A 15,338-nucleotide genomic window follows, 5' to 3' on the forward strand; every position below is an offset into this window, starting at 1 on the left:
CCGTTGCACCCGGCCATACCCGGTTCATCAAATCATACTTGTCGATCAACTCGCCGGCCGACTGGACCAGCGTCTCGACGATTTCGAACGCCCGGCTTCCAACGTCAGTCGGAACGCCGTTCAACCGCATCTCACGGCGCGCGAGATCGATTTCCCACGCGCCGAACTTGTAGACGGGCCGTCGGTCCTGGCCTGGCATCGGTGCTCCCCTCGGACGTTTTAAGGCCATTTGGACAGTTTCGCGCAAGAATCTGCGGTTGTTGGGCGACGCTTTTCAGGACTTTTCAGAACTGCCTCAAGGACGGATGCGCCCGCTGAGGGTAGGGTCAGACCGTCGCAGATGCTTTGGGACACCAAGCAATGGCCGCAGATGGACTGATAACGATCGAAAGCCGCTATGGACCGGAGGAAACGATGAACCGGTTCGAGGCCGAGGTTAGGGCCAGGGGAATGACGGTCTTTGCCCATATTGATCACGCCGCGGGCGCGGCCGCCGTCGGGCTGCCGCTGCGGCCGACAGAACTCCTGGTCTTTGGCAATGCGAAGACCGGCACACCGCTGCTGCAGTCGGCTCAGATGTTGGGCATCGATCTGCCACTCAAGGCCTTGGTCTGGCAGGACGCGTCCGGCACCGCGTGGCTGTCTTACAACGATCCTGCATTTCTTGCGCGCCGCCACGGCCTGGACGGCGCGGATAACACGACCGTCACCGCCATGGCAGCCGCATTGGAAGCGATCGCAAGCAAGGTAACAACGCCACCTTGAGCACAGTTCTGCTCACCGAACCAACGCCGAACTTTGGAGCACGCCGATGACTACGATAACGCCCATGATCCGCGCGAGAGCTGACGGCATTCCCGACGGTCGAGGAGATTTGTCATGCTAACGGATCAACACTTGTTCGGGCCGGAGGGAAGTATGGGCGACGCGAAGGGCCGAGTGCCATTGCAGACCTCGGCGGAAGTCGTGCGCACCTGTAATGCCCAAGCTCACGAGCTCGTCGACGCGATCACCGCGGCGGTCACTAACGCAAAGGCCGGGATAAACTTTCTGCGCGCTGAACCGCCAGATCTGGAGGAAGTCCGGCAGGCGCTCAATGGTATCGCCAGCGACGGTAAGCGAGCAGCCGAAATCATCGTTCGACTTCGAGCGCTCATGAACGCCCACAGCGCTTGCAACGCGGATTTTGTTCCCGTTCGAGGTGCTTAAGTTGTATTGAATGACCGCGCGGGTTGCGCGAACTGGAGGTGCCATCGGTTCGCGACCTTGTCGCCGACTGCAGTCATGATGCGCACGATAACGATCTGAGTGGCAATCAGCGACCTATCGGATGGCGGCGAACAAGTCCCATCTGCCCGGAAGGCCCTTGAGTTCAAATGATCCGCGCTCGACAAACTTCAGGCCGGCGCCGGCGACCAGCTCGGTAACCACGCGCGACACCAGTACCTCGTTCGATGCGGACTGCGCCATAACCCGCGCAGCGGCGTGCACCGCGATGCCACCGATATCCGCTCCCCGAATTTCAATCTCGCCGGTATGCAGGCCGGCGCGCAGCGGCAAACCGATTTGCATCGTGGCGGAGCCGAGTGCGAGCGCGCACCGGACGGCGCGACCGGGACCATCGAACGTCGCCAGAGTGCCGTCGCCCGTGCTCTTGACCAGATTACCGCGGTGTTTGCTGACAATCTGCTGAGCGAGCTGATCGTGGCTATCGAGCAGATAGCGCCAACGCTGGTCTCCAATTTTGACAGCATTCCGGGTTGAGTCGACGATGTCGGTGAAGAGCACGGTCGCGAGCACGCGTTCCAGCTCGGTCGAAGTGCCTTGTCGGTGGCCGGTAACGAATTCTTCGATATCGCCATGCAGCGCGTCGGTGTTGCCCAGCCAGGCGTAGTGATCGCCGACAGGATATTCGATATATTGCGCACCCGGAATGTGTTGGGCGAGCTCACGACCGAGTGCGACCGAGACCTGAGCATCGGTCCGGTTATGCAGCACAAGGGTCGGAACCCGCACCGTAGGCAAGATAGAAGTTACATCGATTTTACGGTGAATGTGCAGGACGGTCCTCAAGGCGCCGGGACTGCTGGACAGTCGCTCGTATTTTGCGAATTGGGCGACTGCTTCCGGGTAGCTTGCCTGGCCAGGCGCGATGGTCCGTATCGTCTCGCCGGCGCCCCAGTTCTTCAACGTCTGCTCAACGTGACTCCGCCACAGTTCCCGGGGCATTCGGTCTGCGGCGCGAGCAAACCCGCCAAACAGAATGAGATGCGACACTCGTTCCGGGTAAGTGGCGGCGAACAAAACGCTCATCGGGCAGCCTTCGGAAACACCGAGCAGGACGGCGCGCCGCGATCCAATTGCGTCCATGATGGCGCGCACATCATCCATGCGCTCTTCCAGCGAGGGCGCGCCGTCTATTCGATCCGACAGCCCTTGTCCTCTTTTGTCGAATGCTATTACTCGGGCAAAGTTCGAAAGCCGGCGCAGGAACGCCGTATAACCCGGTAATTCATGCAGAAAGTCGATATGAGAAAACAGACCCGGGACCAGGATCAAGTCGATGGGGCGATCACCCAGTACCTGATAGGCGATGCTGAAGTCGCCGCTGGACGCGTAACGCGTCTCGGGCAGTTTGAAATCGGTCATCGGAACAGACCCGTTTGAAGATCCGATTATCGTCCGTATGACCGATCTGATCAAGGCGCCGTTCGGTGAGCGAAGCAATCCGCAGCCCCGTACGCCGCGCGATGGATTGCTTCGTCGCAAGGGCTCCTCGCAATAACGGTGGAAGATCCCCGGGGATCGGGCTTCTCGACGCGCGTGACAACATCGTCGAATTCGCTCCCAGCAACAGCCCGAAGAGGTGACCGGGCTCGGAGGGGCTTGCGCCGGTAAGGGCCTGAAGCAATCGTGGCAGGACCGGGTTGGCCAGCCCAAGGTTCATCGAATCGAACAGCGTCGTGGTCAGAATGAACAACATGGAAGCTGGGGCGCCTTGCATCGCGTGCTCCACGGTCAGGATCTTGAATTCGTGGACACAGGGCAAACAGCGGGCCGTTTCCATGCTCCGTCGCGGGTTCGACGGGAACATTTCCAAACAGAGAATGTCCGCTTCACGCCCTTTTTCGCCAGCCGCGAAACTTTTCGCGCGACATCAATGGCGATACCGGATGGCCAGGCGAAGGAACCATCCCAGTGTGCGATAGACCTGGTGCTCGGTGTCGACGAGCGGCAGAATCCTTTGGCAATAAGAGGCGGCAAGCTGCAGCGCCGCCAGCGGTCGTGCGAGTTTCCAGGCGCGTAACAGCGAATTTGTCCCGAGCAGGCGCTGCCAGGGCTCAAGATAGGCCTGGCGCATGCGTGTGCGCAGTCTCGGATCGCGCTCCAGCGGCGCAGTGATGGCGTCGGCGGTCAACAGCGGCAACATGCTGAAGAACGGGTGGCCGATGCTCGCGTCCGACCAGTCGAGAAAGCGCGGCCCGTCGGCGCCGATGATGACGTTCGGCGCCCACAGGTCGCCGTGATCGATCGACAAGGGAACACCAAGCCGATCGAGTTCGCCAATCATCTCGCTGAAGCGGGGCAACGCATCACGTAAAGTCTCGATCTCGTTGTCCCGGATGCCCGCCCGGCGCTGCATGTCGTTCATTTGGCCGCCGAATAGCTCGGCGATCCCCGCGTGCAGATCTGCAGACGTGCGCCGCGGCACCCCGCGGGCGACAAGATCGCTGGTCGCGTCGATCGCGCTGACCTGCAGGCGCGCGAATTCTGCCGCGGTGTCGATCCAGGCGGCAGGCCGGTCGCAGTCGCTGAGCAGGGGGCCGGAATAGGCCGGCATCAAGAAGCCGGATCCGGCCCGATAGCGTGCCGCCAGATGCGGGACATTTTGCGGTCGTATTTCCGCCAACCGCTCGACGATGTCAGCTTCGATGTCAAGCGGTGGTGGCGAGCACTTGAGATACCAGCTGCCCTGTTCGGTCGTCACCCGAACGAGCCAGGCAAACTCCCAACACCTGAGCTGCTCGACCGCCGTAACACGTCCCGCCCCGATCGCCGGCGCGGTCTGTTCGAGCCAGCCGAGCGAAGCCTGCGCGAATCCTGGCTGCCACCACGGCCGCCTGGCGGCATGCCGTTGCATCGCCTGCACCGGATCAAAGATGGCGGCATGCGGCGTGATCGAGAAGGGCTTTATCTGTTCGCAGTCTACCGCTCGCCAGGAAGAAGAAGCCGCCTCCAGCGGGCGCACCGATTCGAGCAGATGGACCTGATGCCGCGGCTTGCGGGTCGTTGGATTGATATCGTTTTGCAGGCAGCGTAGCGCAAACACCGGGTTGCCCAGGAGTTGATGGGCCGACCGATTGAGCTCGGCCACCTCGCCGGAACTCACCGGCGGCGCCCGCACCACCGGCAGCATTCCTGAAGCCCGGTCAACCAGCAGCCGGTCTCCCGATGCATCGACGACCACAAGAATGTGTGCGATCATGATCTGCTGCAATCAAATCGGAGCATGATCGGGGCGGGGCCGCTCACACCAGCATCACGCCGTGGTCGTTGACGAGTTCCATGACGCGGCGGCGATAGTCGATGGCCTGATCCATTGATATCGCTGGACAGCATCCTCGCATGAAGTCGCAAAGCAACTCGTCGGTATCGATCATGTCCTCTTCGGCATACTTGTCACGCACCGAAAGCAGATGGTCGTAGTCCACCTCGAGCCCTAGTCTCGTCGCCGCCTGCAGCGCGGAGGCGGGCGTTCGCAGGTAGTCGAAAGCCAGTGAGCCGGGATTGGGATAGAGCAGATTGACGGTGATCTCGGCAAAAGTCCGGGCGTGGCGCGTTAGACACTGACGCAGGATCTCGAAGTTCGTCTCCATGATATCCGGGGTGATGCCGAGATGGGTAACGATCAGTCCGGCGCCAATGCGCGCGCCCCGCTTCGCAGCCTGCTCGACGGCGCCGAGATTGTGCTCAAGCATGTCCTGCGAGCCGTTGCGGCTCGCCGATATGCCCTTGTTCATGGCGCGTAAAGAGATCGTCGAGAACGCCTCCAGTCCGATCCAGAAGGTATCGTAGTTCAAGCGATCCATCATCAGATCGATGCGGTGAAGCTTGTTCGGTTTGAAGGCGTCCGCCCGCGCGTAGCACAGGAAGCGGGGCCGCTCGTCGCGGTGCAAGTCGCGATACCAGTCGGGAACGCCATCGGCCATGCGGTTCAGCAGCGGCCAGAAGGTGAGCGGGAGCTCGTCGGTGGTGACAAAGAAGTAGTTATATCCCTGCTCTACCGCGTTTCGGATGATGGCCCACGAGCGCTCGGCGGTGGCGCCGATCATGGCCTTGCTGCCGGGATTGATCGCGCAAAAGTCGCACGCGTTGAGGGGGACGCCGTAGTCGTTGCGCGCGCCGGCGAATTTCAGGCAGCCGCGCGCGAATTCGATGGTCACGCCGCGGGCGCCGCGGGCGCTCAAGAACGGCATGCTGCGGCGTTGTTCGGCCAAATACAGGGCGTCGTGGTCGAGCGGTCCGCGCGTCAGCGAGTAGTCCACCATCGGCAGCCTGTGGAACTCCTCGGGATCTTCGGGGTTCCTGACGATGCGTGCGCGGTCGACCGGATCGCGATATACCAGTCCCGGATAATGGCGCAGATCTTCCACACGCCGCTCGGCAAGGTCGACGATCAGCCGGCTGAAGCCCTCGACGACATCGTTGCCGTAGAAGCCATAATCATAGACGGCGCGACGTTGCAGAACGGTCTGCCAGATCGCCGAGAAGCCGTCATTGCCGACGAAAGCAACGACGCGCGGGTTGAGCTGCTTGACGCGCTCGGCGATGCGTGTCGAAGCGACATAGTTCGCCGTATAGATGCTGAAGCAGATCGCAAACAGCCTTTGCGCATGGGTCTCCAAATAGGCAAGCAGCCGGTCGTTGCCGGTGACCGAGGCGTCGAAATAGGTGACCCGATGCGGCAACCCGCGCTCGGCGAAATCGCGACGCAGCGCCGTTCCCAGCGTCAACAGTCCCAGATTTGGAAACGCGTTCGCCTGGTACGGCTCATTCGGATCATCCAACAGCTGAGAGGCGGTGTCGGCGGCATTGATGAGCACGACCTCGTCGGCTGGAGTCTGGTTGCCCGAGAAATCCATCCCTGCCTGGCCTACCAGCCGAGCACGTAGGCGAAAAGCAGCGGGGCAACGATCGTGGCGTCGGACTCGATGATGAACTGAGGACACTCGGTGGCAATTTTGCCCCAGGTGATTTTCTCGTTCGGGACGGCGCCGCTATAGGACCCGAAGCTCGTCGTCGAGTCGCTGATTTGGCAGTAGTAGTTCCACAGCGGGACGTTCTCGCCGAGATCCTGCCGGATCATGGGAACGACACAGATCGCGAAATCCCCGGCGATGCCGCCGCCGATCTGGAAGAAGCCCATTGGGTGCTCCGCCGACGCGCGGCGATACCAGGCCGCCAGTTCCAGGAGATAGTCGATGCCGCTACGCATGGCGGCAGGCGAAAGCTTGCCACGCATGCACAATGAGCTGAAGATGCTGCCGAGCGTCGAGTCCTCCCACCCCGGCACAAACAGGGGCAGCGAGCGCTCGCAGGCTGCAACCAGCCAGCTGTTCTCGGGCGCAATCTCAAAATGTTCGTTCAGCCGTCCGCTGCGGATAAGTTCGTAGCAGAATTCATGCGGCAGGCGTGGCGCGGAATTCCGATCGGCCTCGGTCCAATGGTTCTCGATCAAATGCTGGATCTTCCGGATCGCATGGTCCTCCGGGATGCAGGTGTCCGTGACCCGGTTCAGTCCCTTTTGCAGCAGCTCGAGTTCCTGCTGCTTGGAAAGATAACGGTAGCCGGGCAGGCGCACATAGTGTTCGTGGGCAACCAGATTGAACAGATCTTCTTCGAGGTTAGCCCCCGTACAGGTGATCGCATGAACCTTGCCGGCGCGGATCATCTCGGCCAGCGACAGACCGAGTTCGGCCGTGCTCATGGCCCCGGCCAGCGTCAGCATCATCCTGCCGTCGCTCTGCAGAAACCGGCCATAGCCCTGAGCCGCGTCCCGCAGCGTGGCGGCATTGAAATGGCGAAAATGATGATCGATGAAGCTGCGGATTTCGGCGGCCATTCATGCTCCCCATCACCCTGGCAAACCCGCAATGCTCACCTGACTGCCAGGCTCGCGAGTTCAGAACCCGACAGTCGTCAAATCAAGTTTTCGATCTCGCATCGTGGCCATAGCCGGCGAGCGCTGGTCGCGGACCGCCCTCCGCAAAAAGTTGCCGCCTTCTTGTTCGGCTCGATGCTCAGCCCCGGTCGAAGCCCTTCCTGCGACAGCCCCTTGCCCGGCGACACGGAAAACATCAGGACGGCCCTGAAACTCCCGGCAACTCGCAACTCCAGAGCTCGTCAAAGAGTTTGCAATATTTAAGATTGTAACTGCAAAAACCCGAGACTACAATAGTTTACCGGCGGCAACCGGCAGGGCGGGACTAAATCCACCAAATCCACGGACTGTGAGGCTGGTCGACTGCCGAGTTCATTGCAAATCCGACCAGGAGGAGAGATGGACGCGTACGAGATTTTTCTCGATCTTCCGGTCAAGCCGGGACATCATCATCTAATCGGTTATTTTTCCGAAGCGCTGGCAGAAAGATTGCGACCCGACGAAATTCCGATCCGGTTCGTGGTCGCCGCAACAACCGAGGACAGCTACCGGTGTGAAGTCGGCGTTCTGCGCGGGCTTGACCACGAGCTGGCGCGGAAAGACCGGCTGGGCATTTTTCGCTTCAAGGACCGCAAAGTTCACGGCGGTGATGCCTTCAACGTCGTTCACCTGGTTCCGACCGGAATTGGCGCCGAGATCGGCGGGCACGTCGGCGACGCGGGCCCCGCCGCGCGGCTGCTCGCCGCAGTTTGCGACCGCCTGATCACCCACCCCAACGTCGTCAATGCGGCGGATCTCAACGAGCTGCCGGAGAACGGCATCTATGTCGAGGGCAGTGTGATCTGTCGATTGCTGATGGGCACGATCGGGCTTCAGCCGGTGCGCTCCAACCGGCTCCTGGTGGTTGCTCAGGAGCATCGGGTCGAAAAAATCACCCATTATTCCATCAATACCGTCAACGCCGCGCGCGCCGCCTGCGGGTACGACTGCGCCGAGCTGCTGCGGCTCGATCCACCTTTCCACATGAAGGCGTCGTTTACGGAATCCGGCCGCGCCGCGGGGCGGGTCGAGCACCTGGAAAGGCTGTTCGATCTCCTCGCGTTGCGCGCCGGACAATTCGATGCGGTGGTCCTGACCTCGGTCATTGATTACCCCGAAGACGACATGCTTGCCTATTACAACGGGCCTGAAAATACGGTTAACCCGTGGGGCGGCGTCGAATCCATTCTGACGCACGCGGTAACGCATGTGTTCAATCTTCCTTCGGCGCATTCACCGCAATTGGCGGAATACAAGTCCTATGCCCTTGGGGTCGGCCATCCGGTCATGGCGGCGGAGCTGATCTCGGCGGCCTTCCTGCAATGCATCCTGAAGGGACTGTCCCGCAGTCCCCGGCTGATCACCGATCCGGACGCCATGCACAATCGCAACGTGATCACGGCCGCCGACATCTCCTGCGTGGTGATGCCCGACCGTTGCCTCGGCCTGCCGACGCTGGCGGCGTTGCAGCAGGCGATCCCGGTCATCGCGGTGCGCGACGCGACCAACCGCGCGCGCACCGATCTCTCGCTATTGCCGTGGCCGCCGGGCAAGCTGCTGTTTGCCGAAAACTACCTGGAGGCTTGCGGCTTCATTGCCGCGCTGCGATCGGGCGTCGCGCCCGAAAGCCTGCGGCGTCCACTGCATCGGGTGAAGACCTCCGTTGTCGAACCGGTGCCCGAGTCCATGCCGATGCCGAAGTCCCTGATCAGGGAGGGCGCGTTGCGCGCGGGGGGCTAGAATTGATGGCGCCCTGTTACGAGAGCGTCGAAGCGATGCTTGCCGGGGCCAACCCATGGGAGCCCATGCTCTGCATCTGGCCGGAAAAGATCGCGGCCCAGGCGCGTCGTTTTCTTTCAGGCTTTCCCGGGCATGTGCTCTATGCCGTCAAGGCCAATCCGCTGCCGAGCGTGATCGAGGCCTTGCGCGACGCTGGCATCGGCCATTTCGATGTGGCCTCCGATGGCGAGATGGCCGCCGTATCCGCCTGCTGTCCCGGCGCCGAGCTTTACTTTCACAACCCCGTCAAGTCGCGGTCGGCGATCCGCATCGCGGCGAGGTCGCGGCAGATCCGCAGTTTCGCCGTCGATCATGGCGATGAATTGGTCAAATGCTGCGCGGAGATCACCCGGCGTGATCTCGTGATCTTTGTCCGGGTGGCGACGCGCCCGTCGCCTGCCGCACAGGATTTCAGCACCAAATTCGGTGCCAATCCCGACGAGGCTGTTTCGCTGCTGCGCGCCGCCCGCGATGCGGGCTTTGCCTGCGGGCTCACTTTTCACGTGGGAACCCAGTGCCGGTGTCCGCAGGCCTATGCCGATGCCATCGCCGCTTGCGGCCACATTGCAAGAGCCGCCGGCGTCCCGCTGGCTGGTCTCGATGTCGGGGGCGGGTTTCCGGCGGAGTACGACGATGAGGTCAATCCGCCCCTGGAGTCCTATTTCCAGGTCATCGCGCGCAGCTTTCGGGACCTCCGCATCGAGCGCTGCGAGCTATATTGTGAGCCCGGCCGCGCCCTGGTCGCCGAGGCGGGGGCGGTCGTGGCCCAGATCGTGCACCGCCGCGGTGACCGCCTGCATCTCAACGACGGGATATCCGGAAGTTTCGGCGAACTGTCCTATCTGCAGCGGCAAGTGCGTGGGCGTCTTTATCGCAGGCACGGCGAGCGCGTTGCCGCTATCGGCATCGACGCGGCGCGAGACTGCGGGTTTGGCGCCTTCACGCTGGTTGGCCCCTTGGCCTTCGATTCGGCGGACGAACTGCCGGGGCGGTATTCGTTGCCGGCCGATGCGCGGGAAGGCGATTGGATCGCGCTGGACAGGCTCGGAGCCTATGCCACCTGCCTTGCCGCGAATTTTCATACCTATCATCGGCCGCTCGACGCGGTGATTGCGGGGCAACCGCGGCTCGACGCCAGGGAGTGCCGCGATGCAGCCTGAAGCAGCCGGATCGGGCGATGTCGTCTGCGGTAACGACGTCATCCACGGCAACGACGTTTTTGACGTGCTGCGAAGGTCGCGGCCCGCCGAACCTGTTCTCTGCCTGGACCAGGCTTTGCTCAACCACCGTGCCAAAGCCGTCGTAGCGAACTTCGGCGGCGAGATCTGCTATGACGTCGCCGTCAACCCGCATCCCCTGGTCCTGGCCGCGCTGGCGCAGGCGGGCATCAGGCGATTTTCCGTGTTGCGCGTCGGCGATCTGGCAACCCTTGCCGGTCTCGATCATGCCGTCACTCCCGTGCTGCGCCAGCCGATCAATTCCAGGCCCAATCTGCGCATCGCGGCGGAGCATTACGGCGTCCGCGCTTTTGCGGTCGACGATCCGGCCGAACTCGTAAAACTTCGCGAGGAGGTCCCGGCCGACGGGATCGAGGTCGAAATCATGGTCTGCCTTTCGACGATAAGGTCGCCCGGCGAGATCACGGACGGGGCGGCCGACGCGGTCGAAGGCATGGTGCGAACCGCGATCGATTTCGGATTCAGGCCGTCGATTGCCATTCACCCGGGGATATCGTCGGCGAGCGACATTGCCGTCGCGCTGGCCTATTGCCATTCGCTCGCGCGGCGCTGCGGCGTGGCGCTCGATGCCGTCAATCTCGGGAGCGCCGAGCTCGGCCGGGATGATGAAACCATCGAGGGCCTTGGTATCGCGGCTGATCTGCACGCCCGGCTGCTCGGGCTCGATCCAGCACGGCTCCGGCTTGACGCGAGCCGAATGACGGTGGATGGGTGCTGTTCTGTCCTGGCGCAGGTGCTGCTCCGAAAAGGCGATGCCATCTACCTCAATGACGGGCGCTTCGGCTGGCTGCGCCCGCTCGATCGCCGGCTGCGCCGCAACGCCGCGCCCCCGCGTTTGCGGCGCCTGGAGGGCACGCATTCGGCAGCCTCGCGCCGTTTCTGCCTGTTCGGGCCGACCTGCGATTCCTACGATGCGTTCCAGACACAAATCGTGCTGCCTGCCGACGTCCGCGAGGGAGACTGGATCGAATTCCCGGCCATGGGCGCGGACACGATCGCGTGGGCCTGCGCCTTCAACGGTCTGCATCCGAGCTTGTTCGCCGTGATCGCACCGCCGAACGGCCTGCAGACAGGCGCGCGCGCTTCGACGCGCAGCCACCTTCATGCGCGGTTGGCAGAGGAGACAGGGCGGTGAAATGCTTGGGCCAGGTCGAGCGCTGCGCCGACATCACGCAGGAGAAGTTCTACAATGATGTGTTCCAGAAACAACCGGTGGTCATGCCGGGCAAGATCGCGCACTGGCGGGCCCTGCAGACGTGGAATCCCGACTTCTTCAGGTCCCGCTATGGTGGCGTGGCGGTGTGGTTGAGCCGCTATGATCCGGCATCGCCGCGCAGCTTTCTGCAACAGAACATCGACTATGATTTCCGCGAAGCCAGCTTCGCGGAATATGTCGACCAGCTGTCGGCTCCGAACGGATGCTATTCGATCCGCGAAAGCATCGGCCTGTTGAAGGCCAATCCGGAGCTGCTCGACGATCTCGATCACTTCCGGCCGTTCGGATATTCGAAGGAGCCGGCGGACGATCAATTCATGGCGCTTTGGTTTGCGCCCAAGGGCGGCGTGACCGGCCTGCATATCGATGTCGGCGAGAACCTTTTGTTTCACCTCCATGGTCACAAGCATGTTCTGATTTTTGCCCCTGATCAGACGCGGTTGCTGTACGAGGAGGATCTTCAACAGCTGGCCGAGCCAGGCCTCGCCGATCGAATCGATGCCGATACGCTCGAGATGTGGCGAAGCTATGTGCGCTGGAGCAAGGTCAACGCGTTCAATCCGGATTTCAAGAGATTTCCCCGGCTCGAAGGCGCCGCCTATCTCGACGCCGTCATTGCTCCCGGCGATGCCTTGTATATTCCCTGCGGCTGGTGGCACGCGGTACGCTCCCTCGACATCACCATCAGCGTCTCCAAATCCTTGTTCAGGGACGAATTCCTGCGTGCGCCGGATCCGGCTGACCCCGCCGGCCGGTCGACCACCTGGGAGCTGCGTCCATGAGATGTCTGGGAGAGATCGAGAGCCAGCCCGCGATCACGCACGAACAATTCTTCGACGGGTTTTTCCAGAAGCGACCGGTGATCATGCCGGGGAAAATTTCGCATTGGCCGGCGCTGCGGCAGTGGGGGCCGGACTTTTTCAAAGCCAATTACGGCGATCTGCCGGTGTGGCTGAGCCGCTACGATCCCGCTTCCGAACTCACCTACCTCGAACAGCACCTCGAATATGTGAGCCGGAAAACCACGATGGCAGGCTATGTCGACGCGCTCTCCGGTTCACATGGCTTCTTCTCGATCCGGGAAAGTATCGGCCTGCTGCAGAGCCACCCGGAACTGATGGAATATCTCGATCAGTTCCGGCCGTACGGGTGCAGCGGCGAGCCGCCGGCCAGCCAATACATGGCCTTATGGTTCAGCCCGGGCCAGGACACGACCGGGATGCATATCGATGTCGCCGAGGGCCTGCTGTTCCATCTCTACGGGCACAAGCGCGTGATGCTGTTTGCCCCGGACCAGACCAGGCTGGTCTATGAGGATGATATCAGGAAGCTCTACAGCGATGGGCTTGAGGATCGGATCGACCCTGAAGATCTGGACATGTGGCGCAATTTCGTGCGCTGGAGCAAGGTCAACCCGTTCGAACCCGATTTTGAACGCTTTCCGTTGTTGCGTGAGGCAAGCTATTTCGAGGCTTTCATCGCTCCCGGAGACGTGCTTTACATCCCGCTCGGCTGGTGGCACGCGGTCAGGTCTCTGGACACTACGATCAGCATTTCCAAATCCATCTTCAAGGACGAATTTCTAAGGCAATGATGCAATCGGCCGACGGTGTTTTGGACGGCTCCGGTCATCGGCCAGTGGACGGCCATCTTCTCAGCGAGGTGCTGGCGAGGTTCGGATGCCGCAAAAAGGGCGCCAAGCGGCTCGATAGCTTTGTCAGCAGCGTTTATTCATGCTGGCGCGGGCGCGAGCGGGTGGTCCTGAAGATCACGCCTGGTTCGTTCCGCACCAGGGACGCCATCGTCGCGGAACTGGATTTCGTGGCGCATCTGGATAGAAATGGCATCCCCACCTTGCGATCGATCCAATCGCTCGGGGGACAGCGGGTGGAAACCCTGTGCTTGGCTGACCAGGATTATCTGGCTTACGGATTCCAATGGATCGACGGCGAAAGCGTCGATGGCGAGGAGTGGACAGCCGATTTCTTCCGCCGCGCCGGCGAGACGATGGGCCGCATCCATGTCGCTTCGAAGCTCTATCCGGAAGCGCGAAAGCCCTGCCGCCGGCCCGCCTGGGATGAAGAAGATCATTTCGAGCAGCACATCCGCCACTTTCCGCCCGCGCTCTCGCGCCTCGGCGATGATGCGCGAGCGTTGCTGCGGCGGCTGCGGCAGCTGCCGACCGATCGCGACTGCTACGGCCTGCTCCACGGCGACATGAACACCGGAAACCTTTTGTGCGGCGACAAGATGTGGGTCATCGATTTCGAAAATTGCTACTACGGATGGTTCGTGGACGACATTGCCGCCTCCCTGTACTACACGGCCCATGACCGCTGGTACTACTTCGACGCCGAAACCTATCCACATTGGGCGGCATCGCGCGGCCTGGGCACGGACGGCGCGTCCTTTGCCGCCTACTATCTTGAACATTTTCTACAAGGTTACGTGACGATTTGCCCGCTGGCCCGGGAGTGGATCGAGCGGATACCGGACTTTCTGCATCTTCGGCACCTCGACGAATATCTCGCCAAGCTGGAGGGATGGCCACCCCAGTGCGATATCCACGGACGCCCCGCCAGCCTCGAAAGCTATGTTCGCGAATTGGAGGCCGGGACCTACATCTGAGCTTTTCCGGAAGGCCGGCTCAGCATGCCAGGTCATAACTGGCAAAGTCCGGCACCGCCTCGGCCAGCACCTTATCGGCGAACGGGGCATACTCGTCAGGAGCGAGGCGGGATATGGTTTCCGACCAGGTGGTCGCCATGTCTTCTTCGCGCGCCTGGCGTCTGACCATGTCGAGCATGATCTGTCTGCGATGATCGGGAATACCCGGATGCTCCGCGACCCACTGTCCCATCCGGGCGTTATGGCCGTCATATAGACGCTGGTTGAGAGCATCGAGCTTGTGGTAGTATTGCGCCGGCGTCATTTCGACCGGCAGTCGCATCGACAGGATTTCGTTGCCGACGCACAGATAGGATGGATCGAAAATTCGCCCGTCCTTCAGATGCTGATCGTGAAGCCTGGTTTCGGGCAACGAGAAAGGCACGAAAACCATCGGCAGGACATTGGGACACTGCTCCGTGAGTTCCGCCAGGTAGGAAGTTGTCGCTGCTTCGAAGTCCTTGGCATGAAGCCCGTAGATATAATTGACGATGATGATGAAGGGACATTGCGAGCAGATCTCGATGATGTCGGATTTTCGGTTCTTGGCATAGGGCGTATGCAGGTTCTCAAGCCCGACCTCCAGCAGCACGAAGCCTGCGCTTGCGAACAAGCTGCGCATGTCGGGCTGCCGCAGCGCGGACGAGGTGGTAAAAGCCATCGAATGACGATCGCCGAGCCGGCCAAGGCCGTGCATGACCGCCTTGCCATGCGTGCCCAATCCGAACAGCGGGTCGTTGAAGACGATGAGCTTTTCCTCGCAGGCGGCGATGTCGGCGACGACCTCCTCCGCGTCGATCGTGGCAAAGTGCGAGTCCGCATCGGTGCAGAACGAACAGGTATAGGGACAACCGGTCGATGCCAGCGCATTCCGAAAGCCCTGCTCGGGGACGAAACCGAGCTTCTGGAACTCGGCATAGCGCGGCAAGCGCACGATCGGACGCTCGGTGGCGTAACAGCGCCGCAATCTTGCGGCTCCGGCGTCGGCCAGTATTTCGAGGAACAGCGCTTCGTCGCAGCGGCCGACGACGGCATCGGCGCCGGCGCGATGACAGTGCTCCGGAAAACTGATGGCATGGGGGCCGCAGACAATGACATAGCCGTCGGCCTGGGCGCGATAGGCTTCGATGGCGTTTTTGAGGGCATAGGCGGCGACGCTGAACAGCACGATGAAGACGACATCGGCGCCCTTGCCGCGCCGGCGCGACTCCGGTTCCCAGATCACCTCGACATCGGC

Annotated in this window: 15 protein-coding genes; 8 read left to right on the forward strand and 7 right to left on the reverse strand. The window is 61.8% G+C overall.

The features are described from left to right. Positions 1–199 (reverse strand): winged helix-turn-helix domain-containing protein (locus tag ABSG20_RS13820; RefSeq protein ID WP_423865065.1); only part of this gene is annotated, 199 nt, incomplete at its 3' end. A gap of 161 nt (positions 200–360) precedes the next feature. Here ABSG20_RS13820 and ABSG20_RS13825 point away from each other — a divergent pair. After that, positions 361–765: a DUF302 domain-containing protein gene (locus ABSG20_RS13825; protein WP_423865066.1), complete on the forward strand. Its 405-nt coding sequence runs from the start codon at positions 361–363 to the stop codon at positions 763–765. 153 nt (positions 766–918) lie between these two features. Then, on the forward strand, positions 919–1,209 hold the full coding sequence (locus ABSG20_RS13830; protein ID WP_423865067.1) for a hypothetical protein: 291 nt from the start codon (positions 919–921) through the stop codon (positions 1,207–1,209). Between the two features lie 114 nt (positions 1,210–1,323). On the opposite strand, the gene ABSG20_RS13835 is transcribed toward ABSG20_RS13830, so the two are convergent. From ABSG20_RS13835 to ABSG20_RS13855, 5 genes are all read right to left on the reverse strand, one after another. Then, a complete protein-coding gene (locus ABSG20_RS13835; protein ID WP_423865068.1) occupies positions 1,324–2,649 on the reverse strand; it encodes an adenylate/guanylate cyclase domain-containing protein in 1,326 nt (441 codons plus the stop codon). After that, positions 2,573–3,067 (reverse strand): hypothetical protein, encoded by a 495-nt coding sequence (locus tag ABSG20_RS13840; RefSeq protein WP_423865069.1) that lies wholly within the window; start codon positions 3,065–3,067, stop codon positions 2,573–2,575. Before ABSG20_RS13840 ends, ABSG20_RS13835 begins: the two co-directional genes overlap by 77 nt. A 90-nt stretch (positions 3,068–3,157) precedes the next feature. After that, positions 3,158–4,486 (reverse strand): phosphotransferase family protein, encoded by a 1,329-nt coding sequence (locus ABSG20_RS13845; RefSeq protein ID WP_423865070.1) that lies wholly within the window; start codon positions 4,484–4,486, stop codon positions 3,158–3,160. Between the two features lie 43 nt (positions 4,487–4,529). Beyond that, positions 4,530–6,143 (reverse strand): B12-binding domain-containing radical SAM protein, encoded by a 1,614-nt coding sequence (locus ABSG20_RS13850; protein ID WP_423865071.1) that lies wholly within the window; start codon positions 6,141–6,143, stop codon positions 4,530–4,532. A gap of 11 nt (positions 6,144–6,154) precedes the next feature. Continuing rightward, complete coding sequence (locus tag ABSG20_RS13855; RefSeq protein WP_423865072.1) at positions 6,155–7,123, reverse strand: deoxyhypusine synthase family protein; 969 nt, start codon at positions 7,121–7,123, stop codon at positions 6,155–6,157. A 438-nt stretch (positions 7,124–7,561) separates the two neighbouring features. Between ABSG20_RS13855 and ABSG20_RS13860 the strand changes: the two genes are divergently transcribed. From ABSG20_RS13860 to ABSG20_RS13885, 6 genes are read left to right on the forward strand one after another with little or no spacing between them, the layout of a single operon-like run. Then, a complete protein-coding gene (locus ABSG20_RS13860; protein WP_423865073.1) occupies positions 7,562–8,941 on the forward strand; it encodes a DUF3326 domain-containing protein in 1,380 nt (459 codons plus the stop codon). A gap of 5 nt (positions 8,942–8,946) precedes the next feature. Then, on the forward strand, positions 8,947–10,140 hold the full coding sequence (locus ABSG20_RS13865; RefSeq protein ID WP_423865074.1) for a type III PLP-dependent enzyme domain-containing protein: 1,194 nt from the start codon (positions 8,947–8,949) through the stop codon (positions 10,138–10,140). Then, positions 10,130–11,353 carry a type III PLP-dependent enzyme domain-containing protein gene (locus ABSG20_RS13870; protein WP_423865075.1) on the forward strand — a complete coding sequence of 408 codons (1,224 nt, stop codon included), beginning with the start codon at positions 10,130–10,132 and terminating at the stop codon, positions 11,351–11,353. Before ABSG20_RS13865 ends, ABSG20_RS13870 begins: the two co-directional genes overlap by 11 nt. After that, entirely contained in the window at positions 11,350–12,216 is an 867-nt protein-coding gene (locus tag ABSG20_RS13875; RefSeq protein ID WP_423865076.1) for a cupin-like domain-containing protein, read from the forward strand. Before ABSG20_RS13870 ends, ABSG20_RS13875 begins: the two co-directional genes overlap by 4 nt. Next, on the forward strand, positions 12,213–13,028 hold the full coding sequence (locus tag ABSG20_RS13880; protein ID WP_423865077.1) for a cupin-like domain-containing protein: 816 nt from the start codon (positions 12,213–12,215) through the stop codon (positions 13,026–13,028). The genes ABSG20_RS13875 and ABSG20_RS13880 overlap by 4 nt, the downstream gene beginning before the upstream one ends. Next, complete coding sequence (locus ABSG20_RS13885) at positions 13,028–14,062, forward strand: phosphotransferase enzyme family protein (protein ID WP_423865078.1); 1,035 nt, start codon at positions 13,028–13,030, stop codon at positions 14,060–14,062. The genes ABSG20_RS13880 and ABSG20_RS13885 overlap by 1 nt, the downstream gene beginning before the upstream one ends. Positions 14,063–14,081: 19 nt before the next feature. On the opposite strand, the gene ABSG20_RS13890 is transcribed toward ABSG20_RS13885, so the two are convergent. After that, a partial coding sequence (locus ABSG20_RS13890) for a radical SAM protein (RefSeq protein ID WP_490338322.1) occupies positions 14,082–15,338 on the reverse strand: 1,257 nt, incomplete at its 5' end.

It is taken from the genome of Bradyrhizobium sp., assembly GCF_049512235.1.
GTDB lineage: Bacteria > Pseudomonadota > Alphaproteobacteria > Rhizobiales > Xanthobacteraceae > Bradyrhizobium.